Annotated in this window: 13 protein-coding genes; 5 read left to right on the top strand and 8 right to left on the bottom strand. The window is 39.3% G+C overall.

The annotated features are described in order from the left end of the window. Position 1: 1 nt before the first annotated feature. The 3 genes from ACH8JV_RS11410 to ACH8JV_RS11420 form a co-directional block, all read right to left on the bottom strand. Positions 2–895, bottom strand: a complete 894-nt coding sequence (locus ACH8JV_RS11410; protein WP_396521327.1) for an alpha/beta hydrolase — start codon at positions 893–895, stop codon at positions 2–4. Positions 896–967: 72 nt separating this feature from the next. Continuing rightward, positions 968–1,822 (bottom strand): SDR family NAD(P)-dependent oxidoreductase, encoded by an 855-nt coding sequence (locus tag ACH8JV_RS11415; RefSeq protein WP_396521329.1) that lies wholly within the window; start codon positions 1,820–1,822, stop codon positions 968–970. Between the two features lie 44 nt (positions 1,823–1,866). Next, positions 1,867–3,354, bottom strand: a complete 1,488-nt coding sequence (locus tag ACH8JV_RS11420; protein ID WP_396521331.1) for a flavin-containing monooxygenase — start codon at positions 3,352–3,354, stop codon at positions 1,867–1,869. 135 nt (positions 3,355–3,489) lie between these two features. On the opposite strand from ACH8JV_RS11420, the gene ACH8JV_RS11425 reads away from it, so the two are divergent. Continuing rightward, positions 3,490–4,503 (top strand): AraC family transcriptional regulator, encoded by a 1,014-nt coding sequence (locus ACH8JV_RS11425; protein ID WP_396521333.1) that lies wholly within the window; start codon positions 3,490–3,492, stop codon positions 4,501–4,503. A gap of 11 nt (positions 4,504–4,514) precedes the next feature. Here the strand turns inward: ACH8JV_RS11425 and ACH8JV_RS11430 are convergent, their stop codons facing one another. The 4 genes from ACH8JV_RS11430 to ACH8JV_RS11445 all read right to left on the bottom strand — a co-directional run bounded on the left by ACH8JV_RS11430 (position 4,515) and on the right by ACH8JV_RS11445 (position 8,903). Continuing rightward, positions 4,515–5,390 carry a class I SAM-dependent methyltransferase gene (locus tag ACH8JV_RS11430; protein WP_396521335.1) on the bottom strand — a complete coding sequence of 292 codons (876 nt, stop codon included), beginning with the start codon at positions 5,388–5,390 and terminating at the stop codon, positions 4,515–4,517. A 111-nt stretch (positions 5,391–5,501) separates the two neighbouring features. Further along, positions 5,502–7,025 (bottom strand): flavin-containing monooxygenase, encoded by a 1,524-nt coding sequence (locus tag ACH8JV_RS11435; RefSeq protein ID WP_396521337.1) that lies wholly within the window; start codon positions 7,023–7,025, stop codon positions 5,502–5,504. 22 nt (positions 7,026–7,047) lie between these two features. Beyond that, positions 7,048–7,881, bottom strand: coding sequence for an SDR family NAD(P)-dependent oxidoreductase (locus tag ACH8JV_RS11440; protein ID WP_004702815.1), 834 nt, complete (start codon positions 7,879–7,881; stop codon positions 7,048–7,050). A gap of 62 nt (positions 7,882–7,943) precedes the next feature. Beyond that, entirely contained in the window at positions 7,944–8,903 is a 960-nt protein-coding gene (locus ACH8JV_RS11445) for a metal-dependent hydrolase (protein ID WP_396521340.1), read from the bottom strand. A 526-nt stretch (positions 8,904–9,429) separates the two neighbouring features. Here ACH8JV_RS11445 and ACH8JV_RS11450 point away from each other — a divergent pair. Then, positions 9,430–10,053 (top strand): TetR/AcrR family transcriptional regulator, encoded by a 624-nt coding sequence (locus tag ACH8JV_RS11450; protein ID WP_396521342.1) that lies wholly within the window; start codon positions 9,430–9,432, stop codon positions 10,051–10,053. A gap of 64 nt (positions 10,054–10,117) precedes the next feature. On the opposite strand, the gene ACH8JV_RS11455 is transcribed toward ACH8JV_RS11450, so the two are convergent. Next, on the bottom strand, positions 10,118–10,840 hold the full coding sequence (locus ACH8JV_RS11455) for a pirin family protein (protein ID WP_000459995.1): 723 nt from the start codon (positions 10,838–10,840) through the stop codon (positions 10,118–10,120). 510 nt (positions 10,841–11,350) lie between these two features. Between ACH8JV_RS11455 and ACH8JV_RS11460 the strand changes: the two genes are divergently transcribed. The 3 genes from ACH8JV_RS11460 to ACH8JV_RS11470 all read left to right on the top strand — a co-directional run bounded on the left by ACH8JV_RS11460 (position 11,351) and on the right by ACH8JV_RS11470 (position 14,783). After that, on the top strand, positions 11,351–12,313 hold the full coding sequence (locus ACH8JV_RS11460) for a metal-dependent hydrolase (RefSeq protein WP_396521344.1): 963 nt from the start codon (positions 11,351–11,353) through the stop codon (positions 12,311–12,313). A 65-nt stretch (positions 12,314–12,378) separates the two neighbouring features. Then, a complete protein-coding gene (locus ACH8JV_RS11465) occupies positions 12,379–13,209 on the top strand; it encodes an SDR family NAD(P)-dependent oxidoreductase (protein WP_396521346.1) in 831 nt (276 codons plus the stop codon). 23 nt (positions 13,210–13,232) lie between these two features. After that, a complete protein-coding gene (locus tag ACH8JV_RS11470) occupies positions 13,233–14,783 on the top strand; it encodes a flavin-containing monooxygenase (protein WP_396521348.1) in 1,551 nt (516 codons plus the stop codon). The last annotated feature ends 161 nt before the right edge of the window (positions 14,784–14,944 follow it).

Genomic DNA, 14,944 nt, shown 5'->3' on the forward strand with positions numbered 1-14,944 from the left:
TTTATATTGACTGTGTATGTTTATCAATGAATTGCCCAATGTGCTCAATCGAGTCATTAGATTCATTTAGTATACCCGCGTGGAACTGAAAAACATGCCCGACTCGGTCATAAACCTTCAAGTTCGTCGGAATACCATACTTTTCGGTTTGTTTAGCAAGGCGTTTTGCATCGTCTAATAAGATTTCTTCGGTACCGACATGAATCAAAATAGGAGGTAATCCAGTTAAGTCGGCATAGAGTGGGGAACATGTTGGATCGGTTACCGATTTTTGTCCGCAATAGTTTTTTGCACACCAAGCTAACCAGTTTTCTGACAGCATTGCATCTTGAGCAGCATGAGTTTTCATCGTGCTTCCAGATAGGCTTAAGTCAACCCAAGGTGAAAGTAAAACTAAAGCCGCTGGTAACGGTAACCCTGCATCCCGTATCGCAATTGCAGTACTTAAACTCAGTCCGCCGCCAGCAGAATCGCCAGCGATCACGAGTTTTTTCGGGTCTTGTCGTTGAGCAAGTAAAGCTTTATAAACTGTAATTACATCTTCAATAGCAGCAGGGCTTGTGTGCTCTGGGGCTAGGCGATATTCAGGTAACCAGACTTGTGCTTGAGCTGCATGTCCGATTTGAGCAGCAAGCTTAGTGTGACTTTTTGAACTACCCACCACATAGCCACCGCCATGTAAATACAAGATGCCGAGGCCTGATTGAGTCGTTTTGGGCTGAATATGAACTGTCGGTACTTGAGCAATGGTTTGCTTTTTTGTTTTATAGCCACGTGGCCCAAGCACAATTGCACTGGCTGTATCACTACAAAAACGTTGTAGCTTTAGTGGCGTTTTAGGGGATAAAGCTGGACGTAGCGTGGTACGAATAGTCCATGCAAGAAGTTGCTTCATAATAAGGACTCATACTAAGCATTTAATATCAGTCAGCATCTCTTAAAATAAAGAGTATGCTGACCACTATTTTTATTTTGCTGATTTGTTGAGTAGGCGAGTTTGCAAGGCAGTCGCAGTTGCAAAAATCTTTTGGTAACCCTGTGGAAGAATACGCTGAATCACATCAACGGCTTTCGCATCGGCTCCAATGAGTAAGCGGCGACGGTCTTTACGAACAGCTTCTAAAATTTGTTGAGCGGCATCGTCAGCAGGGGTGCGAAGTAATTTATCGAAAGCATCCTGACTTTTTAAAGGATCCATTCCTAAAGACTGGACGCTATTATTCATGCGGGCAGCTTTGGCAATATTGGTACGAATACCACCCGGATGCACACAGGTCGCACTCACTCCAGCATTTTGTAGATCGAGTTCTTGGCGCAATGATTCAGTAAAGCCACGAACGGCAAATTTACTGGCGTTATAAGCACTTTGGGTTGGTTGAGCTGTTAAGCCAAACATACTGGAAATATTAATAATATGTCCGTCACCACTTTGCTTTAAGTAAGGCAAAAATTCTTTGGTACCATAAACCACGCCCCAAAAATTAATACCAATCAGCCATTCAAGATCTTCATAGCTCACACCTTCAGCTGTGCTACCTATTGCGACACCAGCATTATTAAAAATCAAATTAACTTGGCCATGTTCATCTACAACTGCCTTTGCCCAAGTTGCGACTTCATCACGCTTAGCCACATCGACTTTCTGAGTGGTTACCTTGACAGAATAGGGTGCTAACAGCTCGACTGTTTTAGCTAATCCAGCTTCACTAATATCGGAAAGTGCCAGATGGCAACCTTGTTTTGCGAGTGCTATAGCAATTGCTTGTCCAATACCAGAGCCAGCACCTGTCACAGCTGCGACTTTATTTTGAAAAGACTTCATAAAATTCTCCGTTTATTTTTCTCATTTCCTATGGTGAAGCTTGTTTAAGAAATAGCCGAAACCTGAGTGTAGTTTTCAACATCGAAGCGACGAGTACGTTGACGATATTCAAGAGTAAAACCTGGCCAGTTATTAGTATTTTTACCATCCGCAGTCTGATACCAACTGGTACAACCTTGCGCCCAGACAGTTTTTTTCATTTTTTCTTGAATGCTTTGATTAAACTCATGTTGAACTTCTGCACGAACATTGGTGAACAGAAGTTTGTTTTGTAGAGTTGTTTGAATGGCATCTAAAATATAATTCACTTGGCTTTCAATCATATACACAATTGAGTTGTGCCCAAGATTGGTATTTGGACCATAAAGCATAAAGAAGTTTGGAAAGCCGCTCACAGTTAAACCGAGATAAGCTTCTGCACCATCTTTCCATGTGTCTTTTAAGGTGCGACCATCGAGACCTGTAATCTGCATTGGCGCCATAAATTCCGTTGCGGCAAAGCCTGTCCCATAAATAATGGTATCGATTTCACGCAGATTTCTTTCCGTATCTAAAATACCGTTTTCAGTAATTTCTTGAATGCCCGTATTAATCACATCGACATGAGGTTGAGTCAGTGTTTCATACCAATGGTTAGAGATTAAAATACGCTTACAACCAATTGGATAATCCGGCATTAAACGGTGGCGTAATTTCCCATCTTTAACGACTTTACGAATGTGGCGCTGGAATAAATATTCCACCAAAGGCATTTCATTGAGTGAGGTTGTAAAAGCCAGTAAACGAATTTCATGGTGACCATATTGCAAGGCACGGTCCAGACTTTGCAAAATCGGAAGTTTGCGGAAAGCCTTTTTCTCTAAAGGTTGATAAATCCGATCTGGTTTTGGAATCACGTAAGGTGCTGAACGTTGATAAACGTCTAGATGTGCTACTTGTTTTGCAATTTCAGGTACAAATTGAATTGCGCTTGCACCTGTGCCAATGACTGCAACACGTTTGCCAGTTAAGTCATAATCATGATCCCAACGTGCTGAGTGAAATGCCTTACCTTTAAAGTTTTCAATACCTTTAAGTTTTGGATAGGCAGGGCGGTTGAGTTGGCCTACCGCACCCACCAAGAATTCAGCTTCAAACTGTTCACCAGTCGTGCTTTGAATGTGCCATACACCTTGCAGTGCGTCAAATTCTGCACTGGCTATTTCAGTATTAAATTGAACATGTGGGCGAAGGTCATATTTATCGGCGCAGTGGCGTAAATATTGATAAATCTCTTGAGAGGTTCCGTAGCGATTTTTCCAGCCAAGTTCTTGTTCAAAAGAAAAAGAATAAAGATGAGAAGGCACATCGCATGCAGCGCCCGGATACGTATTGTCACGCCAGACACCGCCGACATCGGCAGCTTTTTCAAATAGGGTAAATTGTTCAAAACCTGCTTGTTTGAGACGAATGGCAAGTCCTAGACCACCAAAGCCAGTGCCAATAATGGCGATGCGTACATTTTTGTTTGAATTAGTCGACGAATTAAACATAAGCTGCTCTAAATCCTTAAAAACAGTGGGCGAAAGAATCGCAATTTCCTGTATGCAGAATAGACGTTTATTAACTTGATTTAGAGGATGGATGAGGACAAAATATTGTGATTCGAGGACATTTTGGAAAGTACAGTGACGTACGCTTGGGCATTTGAACGCAGCATACATAGTGTCCGACTCATGGCTGATTTTGCAGTAGAAGCAGGTGCTTCTTATCAGACCATTTTAGATGGAACAGGATTGAGTCAACAGCAGTTGCTTGACCCGAATATGGTGGTGTCAGGACAACAGGAATTACAGCTCATTCATAATCTGGTTGCACAGTTTCCAGACCGACCAGTATTGGGCTTAGAAGTAGGTACACGCTATCATTTCACAACATTTGGGCCATTAGGCATGGCACTGATGAGTAGTGCCAGCATTCGTGAAGCACTAGATTTAGCTCTCACTTATTTTTCACTTACTTTTGCGTTTACCCGTTTTTTAGTTTCAGATACTGATGCAGGAACACGTGTCGATATTGAAGAGGAAGGAATTCCATCTTTGGTTAGGCAATTTATTATTGAACGCGATGCTGCCGCTCTTATTACGGTGCAACGCGACCTCGTACAAGATAATTTTTGCCAATATTTAGCTTTTTCTTTTGAACCTACAGATCATTTAGAAGCTTATGAAAAATTATTTGGGGTGATGCCTGAATTTGGTTCTAGCAAAAGTTTTATTCTGCTTGATGCACAGAAAATTAATCAAAAGTTGCAAATGGCAAATGAGCTGGTGCTACATACGGCAGAAGAACAATGTCGACAAATTTTAGATAAGCGTCAAACCCAAAAGAAATTTATTAATTTAGTACAACAGCAATTGATGACTGTGCGAGGTGAAATGCCTTCTATGGAAATCGTGGCTGATCGTTTGCATTTAAATGTCCGTACTTTACGCCGTCATTTGGCTTCTGAAGGAATGACCTTTATTCAGATTCGTGAAGAAGTCAGACAAGTTTTAGCTGAGCAATATTTGGCATTACCAAAAGCTTCGGTTGAGCAGATTGCCGAGTGGTTAGGCTATGCAGAACCTGCCAGTTTTATTCATGCTTATAAAAGATGGCATGGGAAAACACCTCATGCCATGCGGCTAAGTAACCAATGATCAAAGTATCTTTATTTCTTTAAACGCAAATGTAGCAAACGTGTTGCCGATGTATGGCGTATATTGTCTGCGCGATTATAAAAATAACGTTCAGTAATGGCTTCACCTGATAAGTCTTCGACCACTTCAAAACCCATTTGCTTTACTGCATGATGTAAATCTATGGGTTTAAATTGACCTAGTAAAGGCTCTTTCATCAAATGGGTAAATTGTGCAACGCCCATACTTCCAAGTCGCTCAATACCATTTAATTCCTGAAAATCGATTGAATAGTCGAGTACCACTTCACTACCATTTGCAGCAAATTCTGCAATACTTTTTAAGGTTTGCAAGGTCGTTTGCGGGTTCAAATAATGAGTTGTGCCTAACCATGAGAAAAATGCAGGGGCAGATGAATCATAGACACTTCTGGTCAGGGCTTCTGAAATAGACTCTTTTTCAAAGTTAATCGCGACAAACTCAACGGTAGCAGGAATATTTCCTAACTTTTTTAGCTTGGCTTGTTTGGCCGCTTGAGTATCAGGATGGTCCACTTCAAAAATTTTCAAAGCAGGATAATGGTGTGACTCACGTAATGCAAAAGAGTCTAGGCCAGCACCCACTAATACATATTGTTGAGTATTTTGTTGAACTGTCTGAGCAAGTAAATCTTCGGCATAACGTGATCGGCCGACAACCTGTCCACTCAATAAACCTAAGGTACGGTTTAAAATGGGTGAATTCATTAGTTTAACAATCAGTGGGCTAGAGAGCAGTTTTTTCCAGCCTTTACTGGTTAGTTCAAAAGCATAGGGATCTGAAAATACAGGATTCTTCGTATTTTGAAAATGATTGGCCCGTAATGCAGCGGCAGCTTCGGCGGTACGACTTGATTGACCTTCTTTCATCTTTAACCTGTTCTTTTATTTCTTGAAGATTGAATGAAGAAGGCAGTGTATTTCATGAAAATCTAAAATACACTGCCCATTCCTTACAACTGATTTGGTCAAATTTACAAATTAATGTGTCTTTGACATTTGATATGTAACTTCATAATCCTTCAAATCTAGTTTTTTCAAACGTTGTTTAAGTTTTTTCAGTGACCAAGGCCATGCAGCAAAGTTACGACCGTTGGCATCAAGGTAGTAACTCTTACAGCCGCCGCTATTAAATACAGTCGTTTGTAAGTGCTTTTGCACTAAATCGTTATGTTTTTTAATCACATCAGATTTAACATTTAATTTGCTAATTCCTTTGTTTTTAATTTTCAATAAGCCATCTACGATATAGTCGAGCTGTGCTTCTGCCAAACCAATAAATGAGTCATAAACCAGTACGTTTGGTCCCAACACTAAGAATGCATTTGGTACATTTTCAATGTTGGTTCCTAAGTAAGCTTCCGGTGAACTATTTTTCCACAAATCATTTAAACGTTGGCCTTTTTCATTAAACACACGTTTACCGATTGGTGGGTGAGATACTTCAAAACCTGTACCCCAAATAATCACATCAACTTCATGGCGTTCGCCATTAGCTGCAATCACCGTATTGCCTTCGACTTTAACCAGGCCATGTGGAATAAGTTTGGTATTTGGTGCTTGTAGTGCAGGGTAGTAATTGTTAGCAAACAAAATACGTTTACAGCCAATATCAAAATTAGGCGTTACGTTTTTACGTAACTCAGGGTCTGCAATTTGAAGTTTGAGTAATTGCTTACCCAATACATTCACTGGTTTTAGTGCAAGTGGATTACGTAAACCAAAGTTAATCGCATTCAGCGTTAACGCTACACTTTTACGCCAGCTCGCTTGAATAGACGGATATTTAGCAATGACGGATTTACTCAACTCGCCCAAGTCGGTATCTGGTTTTGGCAGCACCCAAGGAGCTGTACGTTGGAACACAAACAGCTCTTTTGCTTTGGGTTGAATTTGTGGCACAAATTGGATGGCAGATGCACCCGTACCAATCACGGCAATACGTTTACCAGTTAAGTCATAATCATGATTCCATTTCGCTGAATGGAACATTTCACCTGTAAATGTTTCTAAGCCTTCAAGACGTGGAATTTGAGCTTCGGTAATTGGACCTGTGGCAAAAATAACGGTTTTAGATAAATATTGACCAGCAGTGGTATCAAGTACCCATACATGACGTGAGTCATCCCACGATGCGTTAAGCAACTCGTTGTTAAACTCGATTTTAGATGTAACATTAAATTCGTTACTTACGTCTTCCAAGTAACTTAAGATTTCTGGTTGACGTGCAAATAAATGGCTCCATTTTGCACTTGGGGCAAATGAGTACGAGTAAAGAGCAGAAGGTACATCACAGCCACAACCTGGGTAGGTATTTTCACGCCAAGTACCACCTACACGTCCTGCTTTTTCGATAATTTTGTAGTTGGTATAGCCAACTTGGTCGAGACGAATCGCTGTTGCAATACCTGAAATGCCAGCGCCCACAATAAAAGTATCGAAAATATGCTGAGGTGAATTGACAGCTTTTTTTGCTGATGCATTTGTTTTCATTTGAGCAGTCATATGTGTACTACCTATAAATTTCTTATTTAAATAATTTGTAAGACGTACCAAGGAACTTGGTATACAAGCTTGGAGATGCACGTTTCATGAGCCAGAATAACTTCGCATCGATTTGAGGAATGGTATACAACTCATCCTGATCAAGACGGTTAAGAGTGAGTTTGGCGACGTCATCACTTGTGGTGAGTGCATAGTTCATAAGTGCATGGTCTGCAAGCTTCGAATAACGACCCGGAATACGACCATTTTTAATGATATTGGTGGGCACCAAAGTCGGGCAGAGTACATTGACTTTAATATTAAACTTACGCAGTTCGGCAGAAAGTGTTTCAGATAGCGCACGTACACCCGCTTTCGTTACGTTATACGCGGTCATTTCTGGAGCAGCAGTGTAAGATGCCGCCGAAGCCACATTAATAATCGCGCCGTAACCTAACTTTTTAAACTTTGGTACAAAAGCATGACAACCATGAATAACACCCCAAAGGTTAATATTCATGACCCAGTTCCAGTCTTCTAGACTGAGTTCGTCAAACTTGCCTCCCAAACCCACTCCTGCATTATTAATGACAAGAGTTACAGGGTGCCCAAGTAAAATTTCAGCAGTTTCAGCTAAATGATTTACTTGTTCTGCATTACCCACATCACAACGCATAGCAAAAGCTTTTGCACCTTCTTGTTCAAGAAGCTTTACGGTTTCTTCTGCGGCTTCTAAATTAATATCTGCACACACTACGCTGCCACCACGTTTTGCCAGTTCAATTGCAAAACTCCGACCAATTCCGCTACCTGCACCCGTCACGACGGCATAAGCTTTTTGGCTTGGTTTAACTCTCTTTTTGCCAAATAAAATCATGATTCATCCCGAAATAGATTTAAGGAAAACCAGCCATTGAGTAGTGACTGGTTACAAGCCAATTAAGACATGCGTACAGGAGGGGTAAATTCCTTCACAAAGTAAGGTGCAATTGCACCGCCTTCGCTTAGTAATTTGTTTTTGTAATATTCTAAATATTCAGTCGTATCATGATCATTTGGGTGGAAATCAGGGCGTAAGTAGTCAAGAATTTGACCAATGGTGCTACCAAATACGCCATCTTTTGGACCAAAAATAAGTCCTACACCTCGGCGAGCGTCTTTCCAGAATTTTCTCGTTAACATTTCCTGTGGCTTTCTTAAAACAGGCACAAATAATGTAGTCGCAGGGATTAAACCTAAAATGGTAAATAGCGCAAGGAAGAAGCCCGATGCACGTAGTGGATAGCTGCCATTTAAGAGTTGATAAACATCATAGGCAATATCTTTATGCTCAGACTCTTCAAGCATATGCCACATCCATAGCGCACGGCTTTTTGCATCGTCTGAATAATAGAAGTTCTTTTCGTGCTTCATCATGTATTCAGCAAGGACCGCAGTAAAATGCTCAATACCTGCCATCATTGATAATTTGAGTGGTTGTGGGAATTTTAAAAATACATATTTAAAGAAGTTCTCACCCAAGAAACGATATAAATCGACAGGGTATTCAACATCTTTAAGTGCATCGTTATATTCATTGTGCAATTTAGAGTGAATTGCTTCTTGACCAATTAATGAAGTGACGCGTTGTTTCAAAACAGGGTCTTGAATAAATTCACGGTGATGACGAGCTGTTTCAATCACCAGATCTTCACCATAGGTTAGAAATACTGAAAGCGTCGCAAAAAACATCGTGGCAAATTGATTGTTCATATAGAATCTGACATCAATTTCCTTTCCATCAAAACCAATATTTAAATGTCGGATTGGAATGGACTTTTTGCTGGCAAAATCTGGTAACTCGATTTCACGGTAAAATTTAATTTTGTTTAGTGATTTTTTAACTGTGGTCGAGATCATGGCGACACCTTCAGATCAATCAATGATAGTGCGATGTTGCTGAAAACCAAAAAGCTTTGACTTTCAACAGAGCACTGTAAATTCCATTTTCAAAAAGCAGTTTTCTCTGCTTACTGAGTACGGTGATGTTGCTCCGTTATTTGTTTGATTATTTGACTGAATAACGGAAAAAGAGGCGAACTTGGTAAAACGAATCAACCTCTTTTTAGATTTTTTCATGTTAATCTGAGTTTATGTTCGGATTCAATTCGGGTAACTTTGCAAGTTATTTAAGCTCAACGCTAATGTACGAATAAAATAAAAAAATTAGTTTTATAATTTATTAATATATTGATTTTTATTTATATATTTTATTTGGTTTAAAAATAAGTGCCTACTAATAAAAGAACTCATAACTATGTTTAGCCATACCTCTAAAGAAATTGCGTCATGAAATTTGACAAGTATTCGGATTTTGTTTTTTTATTAGGGTAGGGCTAAATTACATGCTAACCTGAGGTTATGTTCGGATTATTTATAAGAAAATATGTCTACGCGAAAACCCCGTCAGGCACGAGCCAAAGTCACTGTTGATACTATTATTGAAGCGGGTTTTATTGCAGTAGCATTGCATGGACCAAGTGGTACTACTACACGTCATATTGCAGAAATTGCAGGGGTGAGTGTTGGGTCACTTTATGAGTATTTTAAAAATAAAGAAGAAATTTATGATGCGATGAATCACTACTTTGTGAGTGAAATTCTAGATATGATTAAAGACTTAACTCCTACAATTCTAGAGTTGGAGTTAGAGCCTGTTATCGAAATGATCTTTTATACGTTCAGTGATTTATTAAAGAAAAATAATGACCGTTACTTAACCGTTTTACGTTATGCAGGTGAGTTACAATACGACAAATATATTCCAAAAATTGAACAGGCTTTAATGGAAGTCATCATGAAGTATATGATGCATAATCCTAAATACCTAAAAATTAATAATTTACCTGTCATTACTTATATTTGTATTAATAGCGGTATTTTTAACGTAGCAAGGCATCTGATTTTACCCAACCCATTTATTAGTTTTGATGAAATGGTGCAGGGGCTAACTACTATGATCATGAGCTATATCAATACAGAGATGGCAAAATCCGAAGACCAGTCGTAAGTTTTTGATGATTAATATACATAAAAAAACACCTGCGTATATCTCTACGCAGGTGTTTTGTTGATTATGGCATGGTTGGAACTTCTTCCGGACGCATATCAAAAATCAGAATCTCAGCGTTGTCACCATTCGTAAATGATAACTTGCCTCCATCACGAATTCGCGCAGCATCACCCGTGTTAAAGGTTTTACCGTTTACATCAATACGGCCTTTTGCCACATGTAGGTAAACATAACGACCTTCTGGAATTGCGAACTCTGCTGTTTCTTCACCATCAAAAAGACCTGAATAAATATTAATGTCTTGTTTGATTGATAAAGTTTTTTCACCACCTTTTGGTGAAATCATCAAGTGCAATTTACCGCGTTTATCTTCCTCGGAAATATGCAATTGTTGATAACCTGGTGTGGTGTTCACTTCATTTGGAACTACCCAAATTTGCAAGAAGTGCACGTTTTCTTGTGCAGAGTGGTTAAATTCACTATGAGCAACACCACGACCTGCGCTCATTAATTGAATATCACCAGGTACAATCACCGAACCAGTACCCATTGAATCTTTATGTTCTAATGCACCTTCAAGCACATAAGAAATGATTTCCATGTTGCGGTGAGGGTGAGTACCAAAGCCTTTCGATGGTGCAACGGTATCGTCATTAATCACAAGCAAATCTGAAAAGCCTACTTGTTTCGGGTCCCAATAATTTGCAAATGAAAACGTGTGTTTTGACTGTAACCAGCCATGATGTGCTGCACCACGCTCATGAGATAAACGCATATCAAACATGATTTATTATCCTCATTCAATTTTTTTCTCTGAATGCAGTTTATCGTTTTCATTTGTGCAATAAAGCTCTGAAAATAGAAAGCTTGGTGTGATTTTTGGAACGCTGAAATATTGAAATAAGATTTCTATCGAAGTAGGCATAATGTTTCATTTGTTATCTTTTAAAGCCATATTTTTATCCTTTTAGGACAAATGTCTTTTATTTGAATCATTATGAATAATAGTGGGTTATATAAGTTATTTGTAATTATCAAAAATATTTAAGTTGGCAAAAAGTTTCAATGTGGGTTGGCTTTTTTTGTCCTTGTTCGAGAGTTATATCAAGCGCACTATTTAATCTGATTTGGTGAACTTAACAATGCTTAAGTTCATAAAACATGGCAAGGCAGATGTATTCGAGCAAATTCTTGTTCTAGAGCAGTTAAAGATTGCAAGAAATAATCTAAAGACAACTTTATCTGCTTGATTCGACGCTGCCTTGTATTTAACAAATTTTATAGGGTGTCGAAAATGGTCGCTCAAGCTATCCGAAATGTTATTTCTCCTAAATCAGTTATAGCGCAGTATCAAAAGATAGACTTTTCAAATAAAGGATCTATCCCAATACGTCATCTAAATATCGGGTTTGATGGCAAAGAAATTGATATCGAGTTTTACGTCAATAACCAGTTTGCAACTTTGTTCTTTGCCACGCTTTCGGTTTTCTTGACCTATGGTGAAGATCTGGTGATTGAAACAGCTCGTCACCACCGTGAATTTATTCAAGATCCGATTTTAAAACAGCGTGTTACTTCCCTCATCGGTCAAGAAGCCATTCATTCAAAATTGCATAATGAGTTCAATGATGCAATTAAAGAGCTGGAATATCCGGTCGAATTGTATCGTTTCTTGGGCGAAAACTTCTTTAAATATGTGTTTTTAAAATTCCCGCAGCCATTAAAGCTTTCACTCATGGCGGGTATTGAGCACTTTACGGCAGTACTTGCCGAATACATGATGAAGCATGAAAAGAATTTTTATTATACCGATGATGCGAAAAGCCGTGCGTTATGGATGTGGCATATGCTTGAAGAGTCTGAGCATAAAGACATTGCCTATGATGTCTATCAGATTTTGAACGGTAACTATCCATTGCGTGCAACCGGCTTTTTAATGGCTTTCATCACCATTTTAGGGCTTATTCCAACCGCAACTTTATTGGTACCCGTACTGCGTAAGCCAAAAGAACTGTTAACCAGAAAATTCTGGAAAGACGCACGCCGTGGCGTCAACTTAATTTTTAGTCCAAAAGATGGCGTATTTGGCAGCACCATTGGGCAGATTTTTGATTATTTACGTCCTAACTTCCATCCAAATGACCACGATACGACTGAATATCTTGAGTACTACAAAAACAAATTACTGAACGAGGGCGGTGCGATTGCGCCTTACTTTGTGAAGGAATTTACTCCACCAGTTCGTGCAGTTTCATAAAGCTATTGGTCACGGCAGTAATACCCAAATTACTGCCGTCTCCCTAAAATTTTTTAGGATTTACTATGATTCTATTTGGTAAGAAAGGCCAGCCGAGTCGAAATGCATATGCTGTTGTGACTGGGGCAGGCAGTGGAATTGGTCGTAGCTTTGCACTTGAACTGGCAAAACGTGGTGGCAGCGTAGTCTGCGCAGATATTAATTTAGAAGCTGCTGAAGAAACCGTAAAGTTAATTGAACAGCTTGGACAAAAAGCATTTGCTGTCCAGTGCGATGTTGGACAAGCAGAACAAGTACAGGCTTTGGCTGATCAAGCAGAACAGTTATTAGAACATCCGGTAACACTCATCATTAATAATGCGGGCGTAGGTTTAGGCGGTAAATTTGATGAAATGAGTTTGGAGGACTGGAAGTGGTGTATGCATGTAAACCTATGGGGTGTTATTCATGGTTGTCATGCATTTGTGCCAAAGTTTAAAAAACTAGGTTACGGTGCAATTATTAATGTCGCTTCTGCGGCGTCTTATACCGCAGCACCTGAAATGAGTGTCTATAACGTAACGAAAGCCGGTGTATTGGCATTATCAGAAACGCTTTCAGCTGAGCTTCGCAAATTCAATATTAAAGTGAATGTGCTGTGCCCAACTTTGGTACCTACCAATATCATTAAAAATGGTCGGATTCCGGGCCGTTATTCCAAGCTTGCAGACCATGCACTCATGAACTACGCCATGACCACCAGTGACGCAGTTGCGACTTTAACATTGAATCGATTAGATCGTGGGCAGCTCTATACCACGCCACAGATCGACGCCAAATTATTCTGGCTTATGAAAAGAACGTCTCCAACGCTATATGCAAAGTTCCTTGGGCTTTCGTATCAGTTATTTAAATAAAATTTTGTATAGGCAGAAAAATTATGGTCACTAAACCTAGAACAAATACACGTACACGTAAAGCCCAAGAAGTTGCACATATTTATGACACTTTTATTGTCGGTGCAGGTATTTCTGGCTTAGCTGCTGCAATCAAGCTCAATGAAGCAGGTTTAACCAATTTTAAAATTATTGAAAAAGCGAGCCGCGTCGGTGGTACTTGGCGTGAAAATACCTATCCGGGCTGTGGCTGTGATGTCCCATCATCACTTTATTCTTACTCCTTTGCCCCAAGTGCAAAATGGAGTCACTTATTTGCACGCCAACCGGAAATTTTAAGTTATTTAGAAGATGTAAGCCGTGAGTTTGATATTGAGTCCTTAATTGAATTCAATACCGAACTATTAAAGGCAGAATGGGACAATCTCAAAAATGTATGGAAACTAGAGACGAGCTCTGGTTTGTATATTGCTAAAACAGTTCTATTTGCTACTGGTCCAATTACTGAAGCACAGATACCACGTCTTGAGGGCTTAAATACCTTTACAGGTGAAATGTTCCATTCAGCGAAGTGGAACCATGACTACGACCTTACTGGAAAACGTATTGCTGTGATTGGTACTGGTGCATCTGCCATCCAGTTTGTGCCCCAAATTCAACCTAAAGCCAAAGAACTGTTTGTATTCCAGCGTACAGCCCCTTGGGTGCTGCCAAAACCAGATACCGACTTAGGTGAGTTGAGTAAATCAATCATTGCAAAATATCCAAAAATTCAAGCCACTTGGCGCCAGACTGTAGCAGGCACCTTAAATGTCATCAATTTTGGTTTACGCAACCCAAAAGCTTTAAAGCCTGTCAATTTTGCTGCGAAACAACTATTAAAGTTACAAATTAAAGATCCGGTTTTACGTAAAAACGTAACACCTAACTTTGATATTGGCTGTAAACGTATTTTATTTGCCAATAACTATTATCCAGCATTACAAGCATCGAATACCACGCTTATTCCACATGGTCTAGTTAAAGTGGAAGGCAACACCGTGGTTGCTGCTAACGGTGAACGCCACGAAGTAGATGTGATTATTTGGGGTACTGGATTTGAAGTATCTCATCCACCAATCGGTAAACGGGTACATAACGAAAAAGGGGAATGCCTAGCTGAGCTTTGGAAAGACTCATCACCCGAAGCCTACTTAGGAACCAATATTGAAAATGTACCAAATGCATTTCTTATGCTAGGGCCAAATGTTTTGGTTTATGACTCATTTATTGGCCTTGCTGAAGCACAACTGCAATACATTGTAGATGGTTTGCTACAAATGAAGGCAAAAGGTATTGCTAAGCTTTCAGTGAAATCAGAAGTGATTAAAAAGCATAATGAGCTTGTACAAAAACATCTGCAAACCACTGTATTCAATAGTGGGGGATGTAAAAGTTACTACCTCGATGCCAATGGACGTAACTTTGCTGCATGGCCGTGGTCTTTGAAAAAACTTAGAGAGCGGTTACATCATTTAAAGTTAGAAGAATATGATGTGATTTATGAAGCTGATTTGGTAAAAGCAAAACCAAAAGTGGAAGAAGTTGCGGGTTAATGATTTCGTAAAAGCCCATTTTGATTTATTGAAATGGGCTTTTTATTATCTAATAATTTAACAAATAAATTAATATTCAATGAATAATATAATGAAGTTAAAGTGAAAAGTAGATTTAAATATACTTCAAAATAAAAGTGGGGAAATAGCCTATATAACTT

It is taken from the genome of Acinetobacter sp. ABJ_C5_2 (genome assembly GCF_044538485.1).
GTDB classification, from domain to species: Bacteria; Pseudomonadota; Gammaproteobacteria; order Pseudomonadales; family Moraxellaceae; genus Acinetobacter; species Acinetobacter nosocomialis_A.

Coding starts and splice junctions, on each gene's coding strand:
- ACH8JV_RS11410 (WP_396521327.1), bottom strand. CDS start 895: ATGAAGCAACTTCTTGCATGGACTATTCGTACCACGCTACGTCCAGCT.
- ACH8JV_RS11415 (WP_396521329.1), bottom strand. CDS start 1,822: ATGAAGTCTTTTCAAAATAAAGTCGCAGCTGTGACAGGTGCTGGCTCT.
- ACH8JV_RS11420 (WP_396521331.1), bottom strand. CDS start 3,354: ATGTTTAATTCGTCGACTAATTCAAACAAAAATGTACGCATCGCCATT.
- ACH8JV_RS11430 (WP_396521335.1), bottom strand. CDS start 5,390: ATGAAAGAAGGTCAATCAAGTCGTACCGCCGAAGCTGCCGCTGCATTA.
- ACH8JV_RS11435 (WP_396521337.1), bottom strand. CDS start 7,025: ATGACTGCTCAAATGAAAACAAATGCATCAGCAAAAAAAGCTGTCAAT.
- ACH8JV_RS11440 (WP_004702815.1), bottom strand. CDS start 7,881: ATGATTTTATTTGGCAAAAAGAGAGTTAAACCAAGCCAAAAAGCTTAT.
- ACH8JV_RS11445 (WP_396521340.1), bottom strand. CDS start 8,903: ATGATCTCGACCACAGTTAAAAAATCACTAAACAAAATTAAATTTTAC.
- ACH8JV_RS11450 (WP_396521342.1), top strand. CDS start 9,430: ATGTCTACGCGAAAACCCCGTCAGGCACGAGCCAAAGTCACTGTTGAT.
- ACH8JV_RS11455 (WP_000459995.1), bottom strand. CDS start 10,840: ATGTTTGATATGCGTTTATCTCATGAGCGTGGTGCAGCACATCATGGC.
- ACH8JV_RS11460 (WP_396521344.1), top strand. CDS start 11,351: ATGGTCGCTCAAGCTATCCGAAATGTTATTTCTCCTAAATCAGTTATA.
- ACH8JV_RS11465 (WP_396521346.1), top strand. CDS start 12,379: ATGATTCTATTTGGTAAGAAAGGCCAGCCGAGTCGAAATGCATATGCT.
- ACH8JV_RS11470 (WP_396521348.1), top strand. CDS start 13,233: ATGGTCACTAAACCTAGAACAAATACACGTACACGTAAAGCCCAAGAA.